Annotated in this window: 19 protein-coding genes; 10 read left to right on the top strand and 9 right to left on the bottom strand. The window is 64.8% G+C overall.

Going from position 1 to position 21,226, the window contains the following annotated elements; genetic code table 11:
* Nucleotides 1-318 precede the first annotated feature (318 nt).
* The gene (locus BJA_RS32765) at nt 319-1,203 is read right to left on the bottom strand and encodes an MBL fold metallo-hydrolase (RefSeq protein ID WP_028176150.1); all 885 of its coding nucleotides are present in this window, start codon (nt 1,201-1,203) and stop codon (nt 319-321) included.
* A gap of 701 nt (nt 1,204-1,904) precedes the next feature.
* On the opposite strand from BJA_RS32765, the gene BJA_RS32760 reads away from it, so the two are divergent.
* The 5 genes from BJA_RS32760 to BJA_RS42450 all read left to right on the top strand — a co-directional run bounded on the left by BJA_RS32760 (nt 1,905) and on the right by BJA_RS42450 (nt 8,439).
* Nucleotides 1,905-4,244 carry a mechanosensitive ion channel domain-containing protein gene (locus tag BJA_RS32760; protein ID WP_038966489.1) on the top strand — a complete coding sequence of 780 codons (2,340 nt, stop codon included), beginning with the start codon at nt 1,905-1,907 and terminating at the stop codon, nt 4,242-4,244.
* A gap of 102 nt (nt 4,245-4,346) precedes the next feature.
* Nucleotides 4,347-5,345: a tripartite tricarboxylate transporter substrate-binding protein gene (locus BJA_RS32755; RefSeq protein WP_011089210.1), complete on the top strand. Its 999-nt coding sequence runs from the start codon at nt 4,347-4,349 to the stop codon at nt 5,343-5,345.
* Nucleotides 5,346-5,669: 324 nt separating this feature from the next.
* Nucleotides 5,670-7,322, top strand: coding sequence for an NAD-dependent malic enzyme (locus BJA_RS32750; RefSeq protein ID WP_074077674.1), 1,653 nt, complete (start codon nt 5,670-5,672; stop codon nt 7,320-7,322).
* Between the two features lie 332 nt (nt 7,323-7,654).
* Nucleotides 7,655-8,173, top strand: coding sequence for a septal ring lytic transglycosylase RlpA family protein (locus BJA_RS32745; protein ID WP_011089208.1), 519 nt, complete (start codon nt 7,655-7,657; stop codon nt 8,171-8,173).
* A gap of 101 nt (nt 8,174-8,274) precedes the next feature.
* The gene (locus BJA_RS42450; RefSeq protein WP_165448170.1) at nt 8,275-8,439 is read left to right on the top strand and encodes a hypothetical protein; all 165 of its coding nucleotides are present in this window, start codon (nt 8,275-8,277) and stop codon (nt 8,437-8,439) included.
* Between the two features lie 263 nt (nt 8,440-8,702).
* On the opposite strand, the gene BJA_RS32740 is transcribed toward BJA_RS42450, so the two are convergent.
* The 3 genes from BJA_RS32740 to BJA_RS32730 all read right to left on the bottom strand — a co-directional run bounded on the left by BJA_RS32740 (nt 8,703) and on the right by BJA_RS32730 (nt 12,230).
* Nucleotides 8,703-9,008: a hypothetical protein gene (locus BJA_RS32740; protein WP_028176148.1), complete on the bottom strand. Its 306-nt coding sequence runs from the start codon at nt 9,006-9,008 to the stop codon at nt 8,703-8,705.
* Nucleotides 9,009-9,136: 128 nt separating this feature from the next.
* Nucleotides 9,137-9,409, bottom strand: a complete 273-nt coding sequence (locus BJA_RS32735) for a hypothetical protein (RefSeq protein WP_011089206.1) — start codon at nt 9,407-9,409, stop codon at nt 9,137-9,139.
* Nucleotides 9,410-9,539: 130 nt separating this feature from the next.
* Entirely contained in the window at nt 9,540-12,230 is a 2,691-nt protein-coding gene (locus BJA_RS32730) for a flavin-containing monooxygenase (RefSeq protein ID WP_011089205.1), read from the bottom strand.
* A 190-nt stretch (nt 12,231-12,420) separates the two neighbouring features.
* Between BJA_RS32730 and BJA_RS32725 the strand changes: the two genes are divergently transcribed.
* Both BJA_RS32725 and BJA_RS32720 read left to right on the top strand, forming a co-directional pair.
* On the top strand, nt 12,421-12,669 hold the full coding sequence (locus BJA_RS32725) for a hypothetical protein (protein WP_011089204.1): 249 nt from the start codon (nt 12,421-12,423) through the stop codon (nt 12,667-12,669).
* Nucleotides 12,670-12,820: 151 nt separating this feature from the next.
* Entirely contained in the window at nt 12,821-14,302 is a 1,482-nt protein-coding gene (locus BJA_RS32720; RefSeq protein WP_038966490.1) for a carboxylesterase/lipase family protein, read from the top strand.
* 7 nt (nt 14,303-14,309) lie between these two features.
* Here BJA_RS32720 and BJA_RS32715 read toward each other — a convergent pair whose 3' ends face one another.
* Nucleotides 14,310-14,489 carry a hypothetical protein gene (locus BJA_RS32715; protein ID WP_028176145.1) on the bottom strand — a complete coding sequence of 60 codons (180 nt, stop codon included), beginning with the start codon at nt 14,487-14,489 and terminating at the stop codon, nt 14,310-14,312.
* Between the two features lie 158 nt (nt 14,490-14,647).
* Between BJA_RS32715 and BJA_RS32710 the strand changes: the two genes are divergently transcribed.
* Together BJA_RS32710 and BJA_RS32705 are read left to right on the top strand one after the other, a co-directional pair.
* On the top strand, nt 14,648-15,451 hold the full coding sequence (locus BJA_RS32710; RefSeq protein WP_011089202.1) for a DODA-type extradiol aromatic ring-opening family dioxygenase: 804 nt from the start codon (nt 14,648-14,650) through the stop codon (nt 15,449-15,451).
* A gap of 256 nt (nt 15,452-15,707) precedes the next feature.
* A complete protein-coding gene (locus BJA_RS32705; RefSeq protein WP_236842118.1) occupies nt 15,708-16,181 on the top strand; it encodes a Crp/Fnr family transcriptional regulator in 474 nt (157 codons plus the stop codon).
* A 25-nt stretch (nt 16,182-16,206) separates the two neighbouring features.
* On the opposite strand, the gene BJA_RS32700 is transcribed toward BJA_RS32705, so the two are convergent.
* Genes BJA_RS32700 through glgC form a run of 3 tightly spaced genes read right to left on the bottom strand, consistent with a single transcriptional unit; the run spans nt 16,207 to nt 19,220 of the window.
* Nucleotides 16,207-16,467 (bottom strand): SemiSWEET transporter, encoded by a 261-nt coding sequence (locus BJA_RS32700; protein ID WP_011089200.1) that lies wholly within the window; start codon nt 16,465-16,467, stop codon nt 16,207-16,209.
* 45 nt (nt 16,468-16,512) lie between these two features.
* A complete protein-coding gene (gene glgA / locus BJA_RS32695; protein ID WP_011089199.1) occupies nt 16,513-17,961 on the bottom strand; it encodes a glycogen synthase GlgA in 1,449 nt (482 codons plus the stop codon).
* Nucleotides 17,958-19,220 (bottom strand): glucose-1-phosphate adenylyltransferase, encoded by a 1,263-nt coding sequence (gene glgC, locus BJA_RS32690; protein ID WP_011089198.1) that lies wholly within the window; start codon nt 19,218-19,220, stop codon nt 17,958-17,960. Before glgC ends, glgA begins: the two co-directional genes overlap by 4 nt.
* 334 nt (nt 19,221-19,554) lie before the next feature.
* On the opposite strand from glgC, the gene BJA_RS32685 reads away from it, so the two are divergent.
* Entirely contained in the window at nt 19,555-19,983 is a 429-nt protein-coding gene (locus BJA_RS32685) for a hypothetical protein (RefSeq protein ID WP_038966491.1), read from the top strand.
* A 119-nt stretch (nt 19,984-20,102) separates the two neighbouring features.
* On the opposite strand, the gene BJA_RS32680 is transcribed toward BJA_RS32685, so the two are convergent.
* On the bottom strand, nt 20,103-21,089 hold the full coding sequence (locus tag BJA_RS32680) for an ABC transporter substrate-binding protein (RefSeq protein ID WP_011089196.1): 987 nt from the start codon (nt 21,087-21,089) through the stop codon (nt 20,103-20,105).
* Nucleotides 21,090-21,226: the final 137 nt, after the last annotated feature.

Raw genomic sequence — 21,226 nt, 5'->3', positions numbered from 1 at the left:
GCACAGTAGCCGGTGCCAGTGGAATCAACGGCTTGGCGAACGGTCGCTGTTGTTCGGATTTAAAGATGTCCGTTTGACCCGTCGGGCAAGACAGGGGCATGATGTCATCATCGCCGCAGACCGGGCCGGGCGGGCAAAGCGACCTGTCTGCCGCAGGTCGTAGCTGCGATCTCTGATCTCGTAGGGTCGGCAAAGGCGCCCTTGCGCCGTGCCCACCGTCTCTCCACGATCGCGGCTGGCATGGTGGGCACGCGACGAGCCGCGCCTTGCGCGTCTCGTTGCTTTGCCCACCCTACGAGTTTCTCTGCAAGCGGCTTGCTAGTACCCGCGGCCCCACCAGTAGCAGAAGCGCTCGACATTGGCGGGCAGCGCGGTCTCGTAATTCGCCCACTTCTCGTATTTCGGCAGCTTCACTTCCTTCATCGCGGTATCGATGCATTTGCCGGCGTCCGCCGCCTTCTTCACCTCGGCGGAGAGATCCTCCATGTAGGCGATGTCGTCCTCGACGTCCTTCTTGGTGCCGAGCCGCCCGCCGGCATTGGGGTGGCCGGGGATCATCCGCTCCCAGTCGAGCGACGCCAGCTTCTTCAGCGAAGCGATATATTCCAGCGGCGAGACATTGTCGGGGATGTTGCGGAACTGGACGGACTCGATCGGCGCGAAATCGACCACGAAGACGATCTTCTCCTTCGGCAGCCGCATCACCAGCGAATTGTCGGAATGGTTGCGGCCGACATAGTTCAGCTCCAGCGTGGTGCCGCCGAGCGTGATGCTCTTCTTGTCGTCCACCACCTGATCCGGCATCACGACGTCGGCGAGCAGCGCATTCTGCTTCTTCAGCTCGAGCAGGCGCTCCTTGGTCCGCCGATGCGCGATGAAGGTGGCGCCGAGATCCTTGAATGGCTGGCCGCCGGCGATGTGGTCGTAGTGATGATGGCTGTAGACGACGTATTTGATCGGCTGGTCGGTGACCGCCTTGATCGCGTCGATATAGGGCTTGGCGGGTCGCAAGTAGGAGATCGGGTCGGTTGCGATCACGCCCTTCGGCGTCACCACGAACATCGACTGATGGCCGCCATAGCGGAAGATGTAGACATTGTCGGTGCCGTCGACCTTTCTGGTGGAGGTCTGCGGCGGGGTTTGCGCGAATGCCGATCCGGTCACCAGGGCAGCGAGAACGGCCATGCAAGTCAATGCTTTCATCTCTGGCTTTCTGGAAATAATGAGGACGGACAATCTCTTCGATACAAACGCTGCTGGAAGGGATTTATTCCGTCGCCTCATGCGACCAATCTGTCGCGGGAACGGCCTGGAACACGCCCTCAAATGTGATTTCAAAGCCATTGATCCTGCTTGACAGTTCTATGTCACGGGAGGAGCATGACGTTGGTCGCGAATACGCGACGCGCAACGTCCACCTCATGAGCAAGGGGAGGTCTATGACACCACCTCCGCAGATCCAGCCGCGTTAAGTGCGATGGAGCTCGTTCGGACTATCGCATAGCGGCAGAAACCGCGAACGGCACGCCGGGTCAAGGTTTAGAGGGCTCCATCAGTGAGGCAAGGCCCCTACCTGCCCGGCGGTGTGCTTCGCAGAGCGATTGGCATCACGCTTCATTTCTCCTCCTCCTCCTCACCGTCGTTCCGGAGCCATCCCGGAATGACGGGAGAGGTTTTGGCGTGAGCATCGTGCTGTATCGACGCGCGCCCGCGAGCCGGTATTTCGCCGTGTCGGAAACGGGGTTCCTGCTTCCTGCATCGCGGCAAATGCCAAGAGAATGTCGCCTCCTTGGCCAACTTCCGACACAGCGCCGGGGCGAATAACGACCATCCGACATGACGCACGTGCTTCGGCGGTGACGGCCCCGTCGCCGCCTGCGCATTCATTTTTTCAAGGAATCCTCGTGTCGCATAAGCTTGCCTCGGCGCTCCTCGCAGCGCTCTTCCTCGCCATCTCATCCCTCTCCGGCGCCCAGGCCGAGGCGCGTGCGCCGGCGACCAAGGGTGCGGCCACGCTGTCGCCGGACGAGGCCAGGCGCGCGCTGGAGACGCTGCAGGACGACCAGAAACGCGCGCAGATGATCGACACGCTGCGCGCGATCGCGAATGTATCAGGTCAGCAGCAGCCTGCGCCGTCCGCGCCCGAGCAGAAATCGCCGATCCCGCTTTCGGCCGATGGCCTCGGTGCGCAGCTCCTGCTCACGGTATCGGAGCAGATCGGCGAGATCTCGGGCGAGATCGCCGGCGTGGCGCGGACGCTCACGCACTTCCCGGCCTTCTATTACTGGATCATGCGAACCGCGAACGATCCCGCGGCCTACAACCTCCTGATCGAGATCGCCTGGAAGCTCGCGCTGGTGCTCGGCTGCGCCCTCTCCGCCGAGTGGATGATCTTTCGTCTGATCCGCCGTCCGGTCGTGTTCCTGGAAGGTCGCGTGCCGCAGGCCGCGCATCTGCCGGCGCAGGCGCTGCCCATTGCAGATCCGCCGTCATCGGTGACCGATGTCACCCCGGAGCCCGAACTGCACAAGCGCCGCCACAGTCTCGTGCGGATCTGGCAGGTCGTGCTGCGGCTGCCCTTTGTGCTGGCGCGCCTGGTGTTCGAACTGCTTCCCGTGTTCGTCTTCGTGGGCATCGCCACCGCGCTGCTCGGAACGGAGATCGGCGAGCCCACGACCGTCCGCCTCGTGATCCTCGCGGTCGTCAACGCCTATGCGTTCTCGCGCGGGCTCATCTGCGTGGTCCGTGCGCTGGCGGGGCCGTCCGGCCTGTTTCCGGTTCGGGCTGAGACCGCGGCCTATATCGAGATCTGGGCGCGCCGCATCGTCGGCGTCGGCGTCTCCGGCATCGCCTTTGCCAATGTGGCGCTGCTGCTCGGTCTGCATCGCGCCGGCTACGCCGCGCTGCTGCGCATGGTGATGCTGGTCGTGCATCTCTTCGTCGTCGTCATCATCCTGCAATGCCGCCGCCAGGTCGCCGAAGCCATTCGCGCGCCCGCCGAGCGGCCGGGGATTGCGGCGCGCCTGCGCAACCGCATCGCCGGTGGCTGGCATTATCTTGCGATCGCGCTCGATCTTGCGCTGTGGGCGGTGTGGGCGCTGAACATCCGCAACGGCTATGCGCTGCTGCTGCAATATTTCGTCGGCACCATCGCGGTGGCGCTGATCACGCGCGTTGCCATCATGCTGACGCTGGGCCTGATCGACCGCGGCTTCCGCATCAAGCCGGAGATCCTCCAGCGCTTTCCGGGGCTGGAAATCCGGGCCAACCGCTATCTGCCGCTGCTGCGCAAGATCGTGTCCAGCGTGATCGCCTTCATCGGCTTCGTGGCCGTGCTCGAAGTCTGGGGCGTGGACGCCATCGTCTGGTTCTATGGCGGCCAGATCGGCGGACGGCTGATCTCGGCCGTGGTGACGATCGGCGTTGCCGTATTCGTCGCTGCGGCTATCTGGGAGATCAGCAACGCGCTGCTGGATCGCCAGATCAATGCGCTGTCCCGCGACGGGCACTACGCCCGCGCCGCGCGCCTCCGGACCTTCCAGCCGATGCTGCGCACCGCGCTGCTCTGCGTGATCGCCGCCGTCGTCGGCCTCACGGCGCTCAGTGAGATCGGCGTCAATGTCGCCCCGCTGCTCGCAGGCGCCGGCATCGTCGGCATCGCCATCGGTTTCGGTTCGCAAAAACTGGTGCAGGATCTCATCACCGGCCTGTTCCTGCTGTTGGAGAACACGGTGCAGGTCGGCGACAATGTCAGCGTGTCGGGGCTCTCAGGCGTCGTCGAGAACGTCTCGATCCGCACCATCCGCCTGCGCGCAGGCGACGGTGCCGTGCACATCGTGCCGTTCAGCGCGGTCACGACCATCACCAATGCCAGCCGCGGCGCGGGCAATGCGTCCGTCAGCGTAAACGTGGCCTACAAGGAGGACACCGACCGCGCCGGCCAAATCCTCAAGGACATCGTCGACGAGATGCGCCGCGAGAGTGAATTCCGCGCGCTGATCCGCGGCGACCTCGAGCTCTGGGGCGTCGACAAGGTCGATGGCGCGATGGTGTCGATCGTCGGCCAGATCCGCTGCACCGAGGCCGGGCGCTGGCCGGTCCAGCGCGAGTTCAACCGCCGCATGAAGCAGCGCTTCCAGCAGAACGGCATCGAGGTCGCATCGGCGACCCAGACCATTCTGATGCACGTCGCGCCGCCGGCTGACAGTGCCGCAAACCTCACGCCGCGGCGAGCCGCAGGATAACGGCTCGACAAACTTCCCCCTTGCCTCCACTCCTCCGGCAGCGTTCACTCCGGCTCCAGCGCGCTGACAACATGCGGGCGGCAAAAAGGGTGGGAGAGAACGATGCGGGGGCTGTGGGCCGGATTGCGCGGTCACCTGATCGTCATTGGCGTGTTGATCGGATGCGCGGCAGCGGCCGCGCCGGCAGGCGCCCAGCCCTTTCCATCGCGCCCCATTACGCTCGTGGTGCCGTTTGCAGCGGGCGGGCCGACCGACACGCTGGCGCGCATCCTGTCCGAGCGGATCGCTGCCGAGCTGCACACGACGGTGGTGGTCGAGAACGTCGCCGGCGCCTCCGGCAGCATCGCGGGCGCCCGCGTCGCGCGTGCAACCCCTGACGGCACGACGATCACCATCGGCCATTGGGGCACCCATGTGCTCAATGGTGCCATCTTCAAGCTGCCCTACGACGTCATCGCCGATTTCGAGCCGGTCGCGGCGATTGCGATGGGGACGCAGCTCATCGTCGGCCGGAAGTCGCTCGAGGCCAACAATCTGAAGGACATGATCGCGTGGCTGAAGGCCAACCCCGGCAAGGCCACTGCCGGGACGGCCGGCGCCGGCACCGGCGCCCATGTGGCCGGCGTCTTCTTCAAGGAAAGGACCGGCACCGACTTCCAGTTCGTGCCCTATCGCGGCGCGGGGCCCGCAATGATCGATCTCGTGGCAGGCCAGATCGACATCATGTTCGATCAGGCCTCGAACTCGCTGCCGCAATACAAGAACGGTGCGATCAAGGCGTTCGCCGTGACCTCGCCGACAAGGCTAGCATCCGCACCTGATGTTCCGACGGTCGACGAGGCGGGCCTGCCGGGCCTCTACATCTCCTACTGGCACGGCATCTGGGCGCCGAAGAACACGCCGAAGGACATCATCACAAAGCTCAACGCGGCCATCGTCGCCGTGCTCGCTGACGCTTCCGTCAAGCAGCGCTTTGGCGAATTGGGGCAGGAAATTCCACCGCGGGACCAGCAATCGCCTGCGGCACTCGCCGCCTTCCAGAAGGCCGAGACCGAGAAATGGTGGCCGATTGTGAAGGCCGCCGACATCAAGCCGGAGTAGCGTGTCGCCTCGTAACACGCCCTCATCCTGAGGAGCCTGCGAAAGCGGGCGTCTTGAAGGATGGCCGCAGGCGAGATCGGGGCCTTCATGGTTCGCCAGGCGATGCAAGGCATCGTCCGGAGACGCGCGTGCCGCGCTCCTCACCATGAGGGACAAGAGCCTTGCGGTGTTAACCTTTGCCTCGCGCTTGATCTGCGAGCTGCACTAAAATTCTCGCTGCGGTGCGAGATCATAATCGACACATGAACTTCCTATGTCCTTGATCTCCGGGGAGCGCTGGCCGACAATGCTTGTTGTTCAATAAGAAACTCCTTGGGGGAATTCGTGAATAGACCTGCCCGGGTCGCTGCCCAGTCGCCATCGTCCGATCAATCGCACGGCATGACGCTGCTGCGCGATCCCTTGCTCAACAAGGGCACCGCCTTCACTGAGGCGGAGCGCGCCGCGCTCGGCCTGCGCGGCCTCTTGCCGCCCTGCGTGCTGACGATGGAGACGCAGGTCGATCGTGTGCTCACCAATCTGCGTATGCTGCCGACTGATCTCGAAAAATATGTCGCGCTGAATGCGCTGCATGACCGCAACGAGGCGCTGTTCTTCCGCGTCGTCGTAGACAATATCGACGAGATCCAGCCGATCATCTACACGCCGACCGTCGGGCTCGCCTGCCAGAAGTACGGCCTGATCTTCCAGCGGCCGCGCGGCATGTTCATCTCCTCGCGCGATCGCGGCCAGATCGCGGAGATCCTGAAGAACTGGCCCTATCCGGCCAGGCTGATCGTGGTCACCGATGGCGAGCGCATCCTGGGCCTCGGCGATCTCGGCGCCAACGGCATGGGTATTCCGGTCGGAAAGCTCTCGCTCTATTCGGCCTGCGCCGGCGTGCATCCCGAGCATTGCCTGCCGATCGTGCTCGACGTCGGCACCAACAATGAAGAGCTGTTGAACGATCCCTATTATCTCGGCCTGCGCGAGCGGCGGCTCACCGGCGAGGCCTATGACAGCTTCGTCGACGAGTTCATGGTCGCCGCGCGAAAGACGTTCCCGGGTGTGCTGATCCAGTTCGAGGATTTTGCCAATCACTCGGCGTTCAAGCTGCTGCACAAATATCGCGATGAAGCCTGCGTCTTCAACGACGACATCCAGGGCACCGCGGCGGTGGCGCTTGCCGGCCTGTTCTCAGGCTTGCGCATCTCCGGCGGCAAGCTGAAAGATCAGAAGATCCTGTTCCTCGGTGCGGGCGAGGCGGCGACCGGCATCGCCGATCTCGTGGTCTCCGCCATGATGGCCGAGGGCGCCACTGAGGCCGAGGCGCTCCGCCGCAACTGGCTGGTGGATTCCCGCGGCCTCGTCGTCAGCGGCCGGGATGGTCTGTCCGGCCACAAGCTCCGCTACGCGCATGCCGGCCAGGCGCCGATCTCCGACTTCCTCACCGCGATCAAGACGCTGAAGCCGACGGCGATCATCGGCGTCGCCGCGGTCGGCGGCGCCTTCACGCCCGACGTGCTCAAGGCGATGGCCGGGCTCAACGAGCATCCGATCGTGTTCGCGCTGTCCAACCCGACCTCGAAGGCGGAATGCTCGGCGGAGGATGCCTATCGCTACACCGAGGGCCGCGCGCTGTTCGCTTGCGGCAGCCCCTACGACCCCGTGAAGCTCAATGGCCGCACCTTCGTGCCGCGCCAGGGCAATAACTCCTACATCTTCCCCGGCGTCGGCCTCGGCGTCATCGCCACCCGCTCGCGTCTCGTCACCGACGAGATGTTCATGGCCGCCGCCCATTCGCTCGCCGATTGCGTCGGTAAGGAAGACCTCGCGCAGGGCAGCCTCTATCCGGCACTCCCCCGCATCCGCGAAGTCTCGGCCCGCATTGCCGCCGCAGTGGCAGACGTTGCCTATCAGCGCGGGCTCGCCGACGGCCCCGCGCCCAACGACGTAAAGGCTCTGGTCCAGTCGCAGATGTACGAGCCGAAATACTGAGGCGAACGCGCGGAGGCGGCCCCTCGCTCCCTGTAAGAACGAAAGAGAGGATGGAGGGGCGGATCAGGCAACGCGCAGCATCGTCCGGCGCGATCCGGGTGACGGACAAGTGTGAGGCCGATCCGGACGGTACTCAACCGGGGGCGCGCCCGATCGCCAAGCGCGCCGTATCAAGCTGATTTCTCGCTGATTTGTCCCGATTCAGGACATGCCAGTGTGGTGGAATCGTCACAGCCGGTTGGGAAAAAGCCCTGGCCTCAGGCCCGCTTTTGTTCCGACAAGGTTCTGCCCTCATTGCCCACCGAACTTGAGGCCGTTCGGAGGGGCGTATCATGTCTCGCTTTGCACGTGCCGAAAGTGCCCGGATTTCCCCCGCGACCTCGTGCCGGTTGCTGCTCGCCATCATTGGCGCGGCCTCGCTCGCTGCCTGCGCGCAATCTCCGGTCGGCCGCCAGAAGGCCGATCTCGCCGGCACCGGCCGGCAGGCCGCAATCGAGCGGCCGCATCGCGTGGCGGCGTTGCATCCACGGCCGATCAGCCGGGCGCGTGTCCCCAACGGTGATGACAAGCGAACCGCCTCACATGGCGTTGCCAGCTTCTATTCGGATACGGAGACCGCGAGCGGCGAGAGGTTCGACAAGAACGAATTGACCGCGGCGCATCCCAGCCTGCCGTTCGGCACGAAGCTGCGCGTCACCGATGTTTCCTCCGGCCGCTTCGTGACCGTCAGGGTCAACGATCGCGGGCCCTATGTTCGCGGACGCGTGGTCGACATCTCGCCTTCTGCGGCCGAGGCGCTCGGCATGGTGGACAAGGGCATCGCCAATGTCAGGCTCGACGTCGTGCGGTGAGGGGCGATTCATCGATGCGAGCCGCCACTTAACCGTCTGTTAGCCGCTTCTCAAGCACCATGGTTGCCCAAACAATTCGGGGCTTTTGGGGAGGCGGGCGCTTGAACACGATCCAGTATCTCGAAGATCAGGCCGCGCGTGCCGAGCGGCTCGCCAAACGGATCACGGATACGCTGACGATCGAAAAGCTCCTGGCCTTCGCCGACGAACGCCGCCGCGAGATCGAGGTCATCGCCGGCCAGTATCGGCGCGCCCAACCCTCATAAACCATGCTCTGAGCGCATTCGCCCTCACTGCAGCGCTCGGAACTTCCTCTCATTTCCCGCGTCATGTCCGTGATGCAAGAGGAGGAGAGAGCCATGGGTTTTGGACGAGGTGCTTTGCTTTGGTTGCTTGGCGTGCCGCTGCCGATCATTCTGCTGCTGGCATTGTTCTGGCATCACTGAGGTTGCCACACGAAAAGCGCCGCGGAAGCGGCGCTTTTTTTGTTGCCTGCGAATTGCGGCGTATCAACAACGATAACGCGCGATCAGGTGTGGCTTTCGACGAAATCGCTGAGATAGTCGGGCAGTGTCACGCCATCGATGTCGCATCGCGCGCGAATCTCGCCGGCGACGTCGGTCGAGATGTCCTTCATCCAGTGTTCGAGCGTGTTGAACGAGATCACCTTGATCGGGTCGTTGAAGCAGCCGGCGACGAGCTCGCCGATCGTGGTCTCGAGATCGCTTCGCTCGACGCGGATTTCGGTCGCCTCGTCGCGGCGATCGATCACCACGAACAGGGTCTGGTCTGCGCCATAAGGCACGACCGTGGATGGCACGCCAGGTCTCGGCATCTTGGACACTCACGCCTTGGCTTCCGATCTCCGTTAACGGGAAAAACCGGAAGAAGGTTCCTATGTGTGGGAAAAGCTTGTCGTGCACGTGCAGCCTTGGCACGCGCAGCCCTGGCGTCTGCACGCAATCAGAGAAATTCTCTCAGGCGCGATAGCTCGATGACGTGCTCGGGCGAGAGGATATCCGTGACCAGCGGCGGCTGCGCCGCCGTGCGGATCTCATAGAGATGCCGGGTCGCCGCCGGCTTGTCCATGAACGCCGAGATGCATTCGTCGAGCGTGCCCTCGCTTACCTGGTAGGACTCGCGGTCCGGCCGGCGCTGGTTGGCAAGTGACGGCCATTTATACAGCGCTGCACGTGCGCCGAAATCGACCTTTGAATCCGCAACCACGTCCCCCATCGCCTCGCCTCACGCAAAAAGAACCCCAGCGCGCAGACTTGCGCTCCGGGGCCCATACCTATCGCTGCATCTCGATGCCACATCTCCCAACGCGGCGGCCGGGAAAAGGTTCCCGGCTGCCTTGTCGCGACTAGCTCGCGGCCGCTGCGATTTTGTGTCCCGGGCTGGTGTGACCGTGGCTGTGCTCGTCGCCGAGGCTGACCTCCGGCGGAAGCCCGGCAAAACGCCGCAGGGCCTCGGCCATCTGCACCCGGCCTGGCACTCCGGTGATCACCACGTCGACCATCGCAAAGGACGAGTGGAATTGGCCGCGCGCCTTGAGCTGCTCGACCGGGACGCCGGCAGCGGCCATCGCTTCGGCATAGGCGATGCCTTCGTCGCGCAGCGGATCGAACTCGCAGGTGACGACGAAGGCCGGCGGCAGGCCCGAGACCTTGCCGCGGAGCGGCGAGACACGCGGATCAGTACGGTCGGCCGGCGAGCAGTAGAGGTCCCAGAACCAGTACATCAGCGAGCGCGTCAGGAAGTAGCCGGTCGCATTGTCGTTGTAGGAGGAACGATCGAAGTCGCAGTCGGTGACCGGGCACACCAGGAGCTGGCCGGCGATCTCGGGCCCGCCGCGATCGCGCGCGAGCTGGCAGGTGACGGCGGCGATGTTGCCGCCGGCGCTCCAGCCCGCGACCAGCACCGGGCCCGGCTTGCCGCCGAGCTCGGCGGCGTGCTCGGCGATCCAGCGCGTCGCCGCATAGCCGTCCTCGGCCGCGGTGGGGAAGCGATGCTCCGGCGCGTGGCGATAGCCGACGCTGACGAACATCATCCCGGTCCGTCGCACCATGTCGCGGCAGAACGGATCGTCCGACTGCTCGTCACCGAGCACCCAGCCGCCGCCGTGGAAATAGACTACGACCGGATGCGGCCCCGGGGTTGCAGGCTTGTAGACACGATAGGGGAGCGGGCCGTCGGTGCCCGGCAGCGTTCCGTCGACGACATCGCCGATCGGTCGCCCCGCCGGACGGCCCTTGTTGAACTCGTTGACGAAGGCGCGGGCGCCGAGCGCGCCCATCGACTCGATCGGTGGCAGGTTCAGCGTTGCCAGCAGGTTCAGCACCAGCCGCACATCCGGCTGCAGCCGCACCACCTCGCCGTCATTGCACTGCGCGGCGACTTTGGGGCCGGTGAGCTTGAACCCGAGCATGCCGCGGCTGACGACCTCATCGCAGATGCTGCGGTAGGGACCGACACCGCCGGTATAGGGCATCAGGCCCTGCACCTTGCCGGGTACGTTCGCGCCCGTGTACCAGGTGTTGGCGAGCCGGTGCAGCGTCAGCATCGAGCAGTCGGCCATGTGCTGGCCCCAGCCGGCCTGCGCCGTCTCGGTCGGCTCGATGGTGGTGAAGCCGGCATCGCGCAAAGCCCTGAGCCGGTCCACGACCCAGTCGACATGCTGCTCGATCGACACCGCCATGTTCGACAGGACCGACGGGCTGCCCGGACCGGTGATCATGAAGAAGTTCGGGAAGCCCTCGACCGTGAGCCCGAGATAGGTCTGTGGCCCCTGCGCCCAGACATCCGATAGCGACTTGCCGCCGCGCCCGGTGATCGGATGCACCGCGCGGATCGCGCCGGTCATGGCGTCGAAGCCGGTCGCGAACACGATGACGTCGACGTCGACGCTGCGCCTGGCCGTCGTGATGCCGGTTGCGGTGATCGCCTTGATCGGCTCCTGGCGCAGATTGACCAGCGTGACGTTCGGCCGGTTGTAGGTCGCGTAATAGTTGGTGTCGAGGCAGGGACGTTTTGCACCGAAGGGATGGTCGTGCGGCATCAGTGCCGCCGCCGTCTCGGGATCCTTCACGGTCGCCGAGATCTTTTCGCGGATGAGGTCGCAGATCAGCTTGTTGCCGTCGACGTCGACCGCCTGGTCGGCCCAGAGCTGGGTGAGGATATAGACGAGATCGCCCTTGCCCCACGCCTCCTCGAACCGTGCGCGGCGCTCGGCATCGCTGAGCTGCCAGCTGACGGCCGTCTGCTGCGGATAGGGCACGCCGGCCATCGACTGGCGCGCCTGCTCACGATAGGCCGCGCGGTCGCCTTGCAGCAGGCTCATGCGGTCGGAGGGCGCGGGGCCGTTGTGCGCCGGCAGCGCGAAATTCGGCGTGCGCTGAAACACGGTGAGATGCGCGGCCTGTTCGGCGATCAGCGGGATCGACTGGATGCCTGACGAGCCTGTGCCAATCACGGCGACGCGCTTGCCCGCAAGATTGACGCCGTCATGCGGCCAGCGGCCGGTGAAATAGACTTCGCCTTTGAAGTCCTTGACCCCGTCGATCTCCGGCGGCTTTGGTGCGGAGAGGCAGCCCGTGGCCATGATGTAATGGCGACAGGAGACCGGCGCGCCATTGTCGGTGGTGAGCTGCCAGCGCTCAGCCGCCTCGTTCCATTTGGCTTCGGTGACCTTGGTCCCGAAGCGGATGTCGCGGCGCAGCTCGTAGCGGTCGGCGACGAAGCCGAGATAGCGCAGGATCTCGGGCTGGGTCGCGTATTTCTCCGACCAGGCCCAGGCCGCCTCGAGTTCCGGATCGAAGGTGTAGCTGTAGTCGATGGTCTGGATGTCGCAGCGCGCGCCGGGGTAGCGGTTCCAGTACCAGGTGCCGCCGACATCGCCGGCCTCTTCAAGGGCGACCGTCGTGAAGCCGGCCTGGCGCAGGCGATGAAGCAGATAAAGGCCGGCAAATCCGGCGCCGACCACCGCAACGTCGACTTGCTGGGCTGTTCCACTGGCCGCTTTGGACTCGCGTGCGGCGACCATTGCGTCAGGCATGGCATTCCTCCCGTGTATTTTGTTTTGCCGGCAGGCTAACGCTGCAGGCTCGGCTTGTCATCAGGACAAGTGCAATCTTCGGTAGTCGATCGCGGCGTGATTTTGGCCGCGCGAAGGTTGCGGCGATACACGCACCGCGATGCACAATCGCCGGGATTGTCCGGTCTAATCAGACCACATCCTTCTGTGTATGCTTGCGATTACAAGCCACGCGTACCGACCGGGCGTCATGACAGAGTTGAGTGAGCGGACGAAAGCGAACATGGACGTCGTCCTGGAGGAGACGTGCCGCCAACTGCCGCATGGTGGCGATCACGACAGCCGCAAATTCATCGCCGAGCGCCTGATCGAGGCGGCGCAGGCCGGTCACTCCACGCTTGGTGAGCTTGGCATCGTCGCGCGGCGCGCGCTGGCGGAGATCATTGCCAAGGGCAGCTAGCCGGAGGCCGTAAGTGAGTTGAGCTCTGGCCGCAGCGCAGGTGCGCTCCCTCGCCCCGCTCTCGCGGGGAGAGGTAAGACCGGAGCTTGCTTCTCCGTCAGCCGTAGACGTAACCTTCCGGGGAACTTCTCCGCGCATTGAGATCCCCAAGATGCGGTCCCTGCTTGCGCTCATCGTGGTTTCCGCATTCCTTTGCCTCGCCGGTTCGGCCATGGCCCAACCGGTCGGACAGTTTCCATTCGCGTTGACGCGCGAAGGCCAGATGCTCGGCGGCGTCGAAGGCGAGGTGGCGTTTTTCAAGGGGCTCGCTTATGCAGCGCCGCCGGTCGGCCCGCTGCGCTGGCGCTCGCCGGAGGCAACGGCCGAGAGTTCTGAGATGCGCACCGCCTACGAGTACGGCGCGCCCTGCCTCCAGCCGTCGCTGCCAAAGGCGAGCGAGGATTGCCTCACGCTCAATGTGTTCCGCCCCTTCGGCGTCGACGGCCCGCTGCCGGTGATGATGTTCATTCATGGCGGCGCCTTCGTCGGCGGCACCGCGAACGATCCGATGTTCGACGGCGCGAAACTCGCGCAGGCCGGCCTCATCGTGGTGACCGTGAATTATCGCGTCGGTGTGCTCGGCTGGCTCACCCACCCGTCGCTCTCGGAAGGCGGCTCCGGAAACTACGGACTGATGGACCAGATCGCGGCGCTGCATTGGGTCCACGACAACATCGCGGCGTTCGGCGGCGATCCCGGGAACGTCACCCTGTTCGGCAATGGTGCCGGCGCGACGTCGATCGCGCTGTTGATGCTGTGCGACGAGGTGCGTGGTCTGTTTCAGAAAGCCATCCTGCAATCGGTGCCCGGCCGCGTGCGCCTGCGCTCGCGGCAGGAGGCGGAGGCCTGGGGCCTGCAATTCGTCGCGACGCTCGGACCGGATGCCAAGGAAACCAACGCGCGTGCGATCGGGCCTGCACGGCTGCTTGCCGCCGAAAAGAAGCTGCTCGCGAAAGTCCCGCTCGGCTTTGCGCCGACGATCGATGGAAGCCTCGTGAGAGAAGATATCGCCGCAGGTTTTGCGGCCGGGCATGAAGGGCGGATTCCCCTGATCATCGGCTCCAACGATGACGAGACGGATTTCGACAGCGAGCCTGACATCGCCGAGGCGCTTGCATCGTCTGGCACCGCCGTCGATGACCTGCGCAAGCTCTATCCCGACCTCGCCAAAGCGTCGGACCTCGCGGCAAGGTTTTATACCGACAAGGTCTTCTCCGAGCCGGTGAGGCTGCTGGCTCGTCTGCACGCCGCAAGCGGCGCGCCGACCTTCCGCTATCGCTTCGCCTACGTGCCGGAGGCCCGGCGCACCAACCCGGACGGCGGTCACGGGCGGGAATTGCAGTTCATCTTCGGCGTCGAAGGCGTGCCCGGTGCCGGCATCTTCTCACGGCGCGATCGCGAGCTCGCAAGCCGCATGCGCAGCTACTGGATCAACTTCGCCAGGAGCGGCGATCCCAACGGTCCCGACCTGCCACGCTGGGACGCGGCGGCAGGCGGCGATCGCCTGCTGCTGATCACGAATGATCGCACCGCGAGCGGAGACGATCCCTTCGCGGAGCGTCTCGACCGGCTCGCAAGTGAGAGCAGAAAATGAGTTGGACTTAGGCCGCGAGCTCGACGCGCGGCGCCGGGCTCAGCCGGTCTTCCTCCAGATAGTCCATCGCGCCGTCCTTCTCGACGGCATAGAACTGCTGGCCTTCCCGCGACTTGTAGGCGGCGCGGACGACGCCGCGGCGGCCCTTGTCACTGTTGACGACGTCCCCCAGCGCAAACTTCCTCATCTCACGTCCTCGTCTTCTGGCCGACTCCTTCGACCATGGCGGGGATTTTGGAAGGCAAATCGTTAACGACTTGCTAACCATAGGGGTTTGCCTATGCTCGCCGCCGGTTGCGCGGGCAGCTCGCACGCGCATGTTGCCAACGAGACGAGCTTTCGCCCATGACGCGATTTCCGACCCTGTTCCTGTCCCACGGCGGCGGCCCCTGGCCGTTCATGGAGGACCGGCGGGTGCAATATGCCAGGACCGCCGAGGAGTTCGGGCGGCTGCCACAGCTTCTCCCCGAGAGACCAAAAGCCGTGCTCGTCATCACCGGACATTGGGAGGCGGACGCCTTCACCGTGTCGACCTCGGCGCATCCGCCGATGGTGTACGACTATTACGGTTTCCCGGAGCATACTTACCGCCTCAAATATCCGGCACCTGGTAAGCCCGAGCTCGCCGCGGAGGTGAAGGCGCTGCTCGCGCACGCCGGCCTCGATTGCCGCGAAGATGCCAATCAGGGTTTTGATCACGGCACCTTCGTGCCGCTCGGCTTGATGTACCCGAACGCCGACATGCCGATCGTGCTGCTGTCGCTGAAATCGAGCTACGATGCGGCCGAGCACATCAAGGCCGGGCAGGCGATCGCCGCGCTGCGGGACGAAGGTATTCTGATCGTCGGCAGCGGGCTCACCTATCACAACATGCGCGGCTTCAACCGGCCGGAATCCAAGCCGGTCTCCTACGATTTCGAGGCCTATCTGAACGAGGCGATCAGCGCGCCGGATGCGGCGCGCCGCAACGCGATGCTGGTCGACTGGGAGAACGCGCCGAGCGCGCGCCTGGCGCATCCGCGCGAGGACCATCTGCTGCCGCTGATGGTCGCGGCCGGCGCTGCCGGCAACGACGTCGGCCATCGTGTCTTCGTGGACGAGGTCGCAAGCGTCGCGATGGCGTCGTACATGTTCGGTGGTCAGCCTTGAACCGCGCGGCTGCAAGCATCAAGGTTCACGCCGACGTCGCGTCGATCCTGCTGGCATGATCCGTTCCCAGAGCTGTTCGTAACGAGCCCTCACGGCGGGGTGACATTCGCACGCGCCCTCCCGTAGCCATCCGCCCGCCACAGTGCATATGCGGGTGCTTCTGACCGTATGCTCGATTCACATTCGCGCTATGGTTGTGTCTATTGCTCTAAGATTTTTCCGAAGAAATTGATGGTGCCGGCGCTCCGACACCATTTTGGGTACTTTTGGCGTATTGGGAGAACCCGTCGCACTGGTGCACGCTGTCGTATTGGTGCCGGGTCTGGCTTTGCAGATCGAAGCTGCTCGCCTTCGCGCTCTCGCACAGCGGAGTGTCGAGTTCCGGGATGGCCTGACGCGTCACAGCCAGGCCCTGTTCGTTCAGGCCCAGCAATCCGTGGGCTGCAATGCATCCCACTCCGTCGAGGCGAGATTGGCGCGATGGCTCTTGCGCGTTCGGGATCTATCCGGCCGCGATCGCTTCAAGCTTACGCAGGAATTGATGGCCGAGATGATCGGGGTTCGCCGGAACAGCGTCTCGTTCGTCGCCCATGCCCTTCAGGAGGCGAACGTCATTCGATTCAGCCGCGGCCACATCGAGATCGTCAACGTCGCCGAGCTCAACAAGGCCACCTGCGAATGCTACCGTGCGGTGAAGTTGCAATACCAGCGGCTTCGTTTTTTCGACTGAACAAGAATCCGAGGCATCAGGAAGCTCAGCCGTATCTCAGCTTCATCACCAGAATGCCGCCGGCGAGCAGCATGGTGACGGCGTTCGAGGCGATCAGCGGCGCGTCGCCGCTGAGCAGGCCGTAGATCAGCCAGAGCGCCAGGCCCAGCACCATGACCAGGAACATGCCGAGCGAGATGTCGCGCGCCGAGCGGGTCTTCAAGACCTTGATGAACTGCGGCGCGTAGGCGACGGTGGTGCAGGTGGCGGCAGCAAAGCCGATCAGCTTGATCAAGAACGGGTCCATGCCGATCCTATAACATGGATTCGGCGTGGGCTCAGCCGGTACGTGCTAGGCGCGGCGCGATTCGATCAGGCTCCGATACAGCGCTGCATAGTCGCCGGCGCGGCTGCGCCAGGAGACGTCGGTCGCAAGGCCGTTTCGTTGCAGCTGCCGCCAGGTCAGCTTGTCGTGGAAAGCCGTGTTGGCCTTGCGCAGCGTGCCGGCGAGGGCATCCGCCGTCACCGGGCCGAACTTGAAGCCGGTGGCCTCGCGGCCGGCCTCGCCGATATCGACGATGGTATCCTCGAGGCCGCCGACGCGCGAGACGATCGGCACGGCGCCATAGCGCAGGGCGCAGAGCTGGGTCAGGCCGCACGGCTCGAACCGCGACGGCACGATGAGCGCGTCCGAGCCGGCCTGGATCAGATGCGCCAGGATCTCGTCGTAGCCGATTACGACCCCGATCCGGCCGGGATTCGCGCGGGCGGCGGCCTGATAGCGATCCTGGAGATCGCGGTCGCCGCTGCCGAGCAGCGCGAGCTGCATGCCTTCGCCCAAAATGGTCGGAATGGCCTCGAGCAGGAGATCGAGCCCCTTCTGCCAGGACAGCCGGCTGATGACGCCGAGCAGGGGGGCTTCGTCCGAGGAATCGAGATTGAATTGTTGCTGAAGCACCGCCTTGTTCGCAGCGCGGAATGTAAGGTCCTCCGCGCCGAACCGATAGGCGATGTGCGAATCGGTCTGCGGATTCCACACCGCGATGTCGATGCCGTTGAGGATCCCGCTCAATGCGCCCGCGCGCGCGCGCAGCAGGCCGCCGAGCCCCATGCCGCCTTCGTCGCTCTGGATCTCACGCGCGTAGGTCGGGGACACCGTCGTGATGCGATCGGCGAATTGCAGGCCGGCCTTCAGGAAGCTGATGCCGCCGAAATATTCGAGGCCGTTGACGTCGAAGGAGCTCCACGGCAGGCCGATCGCACCGATCAGCTCAGGAGCGAACTTGCCCTGATAGGCCATGTTGTGGATCGTCATCACGGTGCCGGGCCGCGGACGATTGTCGTAGTGCAGATAAGCGGGCGCGAGCCCGGCCTGCCAGTCATGGGCGTGCACGATGTCGGGCACGAAGGCCGGAACGAGTCCGTGGCCGATGTCGGCCGCCACGCGCGACAGCGCCGCAAAGCGCACGCCGTTGTCCGGCCAGTCGACCCCCTCTGTCGTGACGTATGGGTTGCCCGGCCGCGCGTAGAGATGCGGCACGTCGAGCACGAACAGGTCGAGCCCGTCATGCGCGCCGGCGAGCAGCCGGCCCGGCCCGCCGAAATAATCCGGCCAGCGCCGGATCTCCTCCGCGCCCGAGAGCAGCCGCATCACGTCGGGATAGCCCGGCATCAGGGTGCGCATCTCGACGCCGTGCGCCTTCAGCGCAATCGGCAGCGCGCCGGCGACATCCGCGAGGCCGCCGGTCTTGACGATGGGATAGACTTCGGAGGCGACCGCGAGGACGCGAGCAGGCGTCATGTATTCAGCCTGTCGATCATCGGTTGGGTGATGAGGGAGATGCCCTGCTCGGTGGTGCGGAAGCGTTTTGCATCGAGCTCGGGATCCTCGCCGATGACGAGCCCCTCGGGAATCTCGACGCCGCGGTCGATCACGACGTTCTTCAGCCGCGCCCCGCGCCCGACATTCACATAGGGCATGATCACGGCGTTCTCGACATTGGCATAGGAGTTGATGCGCACGCCGGTGAACAGCAGCGAACGGCGCAGCGAGGCGCCGGAGATGATGCAGCCGCCCGAGACCAGCGAGCTCACCGCCTGGCCGCGCCGGCTCTCCTCGTCATGGACGAACTTGGCGGGCGGCGTGATCTCCGAGTAGGACCAGATCGGCCATGCGCGGTCGAACAGGTCGAGCTCCGGCACCACGTCGGTGAGGTCGATGTTAGCCGCCCAATAGGCGTCGACCGTGCCGACGTCGCGCCAATAGGCGCGGGGATCGTCGCCGGAGCGGACGCAGGAGGTCGAGAACTGGTGCGCGATCGCGCGGCCGTTCTTGACGATGTAGGGAATGATGTCCTTGCCGAAATCGTGGTTCGAGCTCGGGTCCTCGGCGTCGCGCTTGAGCTGGTCGAACAGGAATTTCGCATCGAACACGTAGATGCCCATGCTGGCGAGCGAGACGTCCGGCTTGCCCGGCATCGGCGGCGGATCGGCCGGCTTTTCCAGGAACTCCTGGATCCAGCCGTTCTCGTCGATATGCATGATGCCGAAGCCGGAGGATTCCGCGCGCGGCATTTCGAGGCAGCCGACCGTGACGTCGGCGCCGCTATCGACGTGCTGGCGCAGCATCACCTCGTAATCCATCTTGTAGATATGGTCGCCGGCGAGCACGACAATGAAGCGGGCGTTGTGCGACTCGATGATGTCGATGTTCTGGTAGATCGCGTCCGCCGTGCCGACATACCACATGTTCTCGGAGACACGCTGGCTCGCGGGCAGGATGTCAAAGCTCTCGTTGCGCTCCGGGCGGAAGAAGTTCCAGCCCATCTGAAGATGCCGGATCAGGCTGTGCGCCTTGTACTGGGTGGCGACCGCGATGCGGCGGATGCCGGAGTTCACCGCGTTCGACAGCGCGAAATCGATGATGCGGGACTTGCCGCCGAAATAGACCGCCGGCTTGGCGCGCCGGTCGGTCAGCTCCAGAAGCCGGCTACCGCGTCCGCCAGCCAGGACGAACGCCAGCGCCTGACGGGCGAGCGGCTCATTTCCGACGGCACTCATGTCATCCTCCCACTCTTCTGGCGCAAGTCGGAGCCCTCGCGAGATGCCTCTCGGCCGCGCACCATTGGAACCAATAGTAACGGTACGAATAGTAAATCGGGAAGGTGGTTGTTGGTTGCGAACGCGCGGGAAGCTTAATGCTTTGCCGTCGTGCGCGGCGCAGGTGCCGTCGCATCGGTGTCATCCCGGCGCGGCGAGCCTGACCACAATTGAGGCATGCATGGGCTCTCTTGTGCGCCGCACGCAGAATCGAGCGTTTGACTTGGCGCAAGGATGCCCGATCATATGCCTGCGATCCTTTTTCCAGGCGAAACGTCCGAGAGGGAGCAAGACGATGAGGATCTGGACAACGGCAATTGCCTGTTCGCTGGCAGGTGCGGTCATGGCCGGCCAAATCGGGCAGGCCGCAGCAGCCCCGATGCCGACCAATGTCGCGGCCATGAAGGCTGCGGCCGGCGACGACGTCACGCAGGTGCACTGGCGCGGCGGCGGCTGGGGATGGGGCCTCGGCGGCCTCGCGGTCGGCGCGATCATCGGCGGCGCCATCGCCAGCAGCGCGCCTTACGGCTACGGCTATTACGGCGGCGGCCCGTATTACGGTGGCTATGGTTATCCTGGATATGGCTATGGTTATGCGCCGGCCTATTACGGCTACGGGCCGGCCTATGCCTATCCGCGATACTATGGCTACCGCCGGGTCTATCGGCCCTATTACGGCTATTATCGGCCGTATGCGCGCCCGTACTACCGCGGATATTGGTGATCGCGGTTAAAGCGAGAGCCACACGATCAGGCTCATGCAGGCGAGATGCGCGAGCACGATCGCGGCGAGATGCAGCGGGCCGGCCTTGAGGCGAAGCCTGCGCATCCCGCCGCCTCCGCCTAGTTCGACCCGGCGGCCGCCGCGGTGAAGCTGCGGTCGACGGCTTGGTTGACGTCGAGCTTCTTCGGCAGGATGCCGTAGCGCGTCGAGCGGTCCGAAGCTGCCTGGATCTCCTTCAACACGTTCTCGTCGATCACGATCGGGCTGGTGCGTTGCGCGGTGTAGGCCGACTGCAGCACGTCCTCCGGCAGCCTGGTCAGCTCGGCCGTGCTCGTGGCGTATTCGGCAACATGATCCAGTGACCACAGCCGTGCCTTGTTCAACCGCTGCACCAGGTCTTGCACCGCCGCGCGCTTGGTGGCGATGGCATTGTCGGAGGCGACGATGAAGGTGATCGTCGGCGTCAGGCCGTCGCCGTCGGCGATCACGCGGGCCTTGTCCTTCAGCGTCGCGTAGGAGACGTAGGGCTCCCACACCGCCCAGGCGTCGATCGAGCCCGCCACCAGCGCGATCTTGGCATCCACGGGGCCGAGCGGCGCGAACGTCGCGTCCTCCAGCTTGATCTGCGCCTTCTCCAGCGTCGCGTCGATCAAGAACTGACCCCAGCCGCCGCGCGTGCCGGCGAGGCGCTTGCCCCTGAGGTCGGCGGCCGACTTGATCGGCGAATCCTGCCGCACGAGGATCGCCTGCGTCTTCGCATCCGAGCGCGTGCCGCCGATCGCCTTGATCGGCGCACCCGCCGCATAGACCGACAGGAAGGACAGATCGCCGGTGTAGCCGACGTCGAGCGCGCCCGCATTGAGCGCTTCGAGGATCGGAGCTGCCGCCGGGAATTCCGACCATTCGATCTTGTAGGGCAGGTCCTTCGCGTAGCCGGAGATCTCCAGCAGCGAGCGATTGCCGCCCTTCTGGTCGCCGACGCGCAGCACGACGGTGTCGGCCGCGAACGATGCGGCCGCCGTCGACAAGGTGATGGCGGCCGCCAGCAGCGACGCCGCAAGCCGGCGCGTCAGGGAATGATCGAGAGAGGAAGAGTTGATGCTCATGTGATCTGTCTTGTTGGTTTGCTCACGGCGCGTGAGCGAACGATGCAGCGGGACGATCAAGTCTATGAGCGCGCGATGCGCAGTCAATGAAATGGCCAACCGTATTGCGCGCGCGATCGGCAAGGACGTTTCAACGA

The organism is Bradyrhizobium diazoefficiens USDA 110, assembly GCF_000011365.1.
In the GTDB taxonomy this organism is placed as follows: Bacteria; Pseudomonadota; Alphaproteobacteria; order Rhizobiales; family Xanthobacteraceae; genus Bradyrhizobium; species Bradyrhizobium diazoefficiens.
The sequence above is the reverse complement of the archived record's forward strand: the minus strand, read 5'-3'. Positions and strand labels throughout refer to the sequence as shown.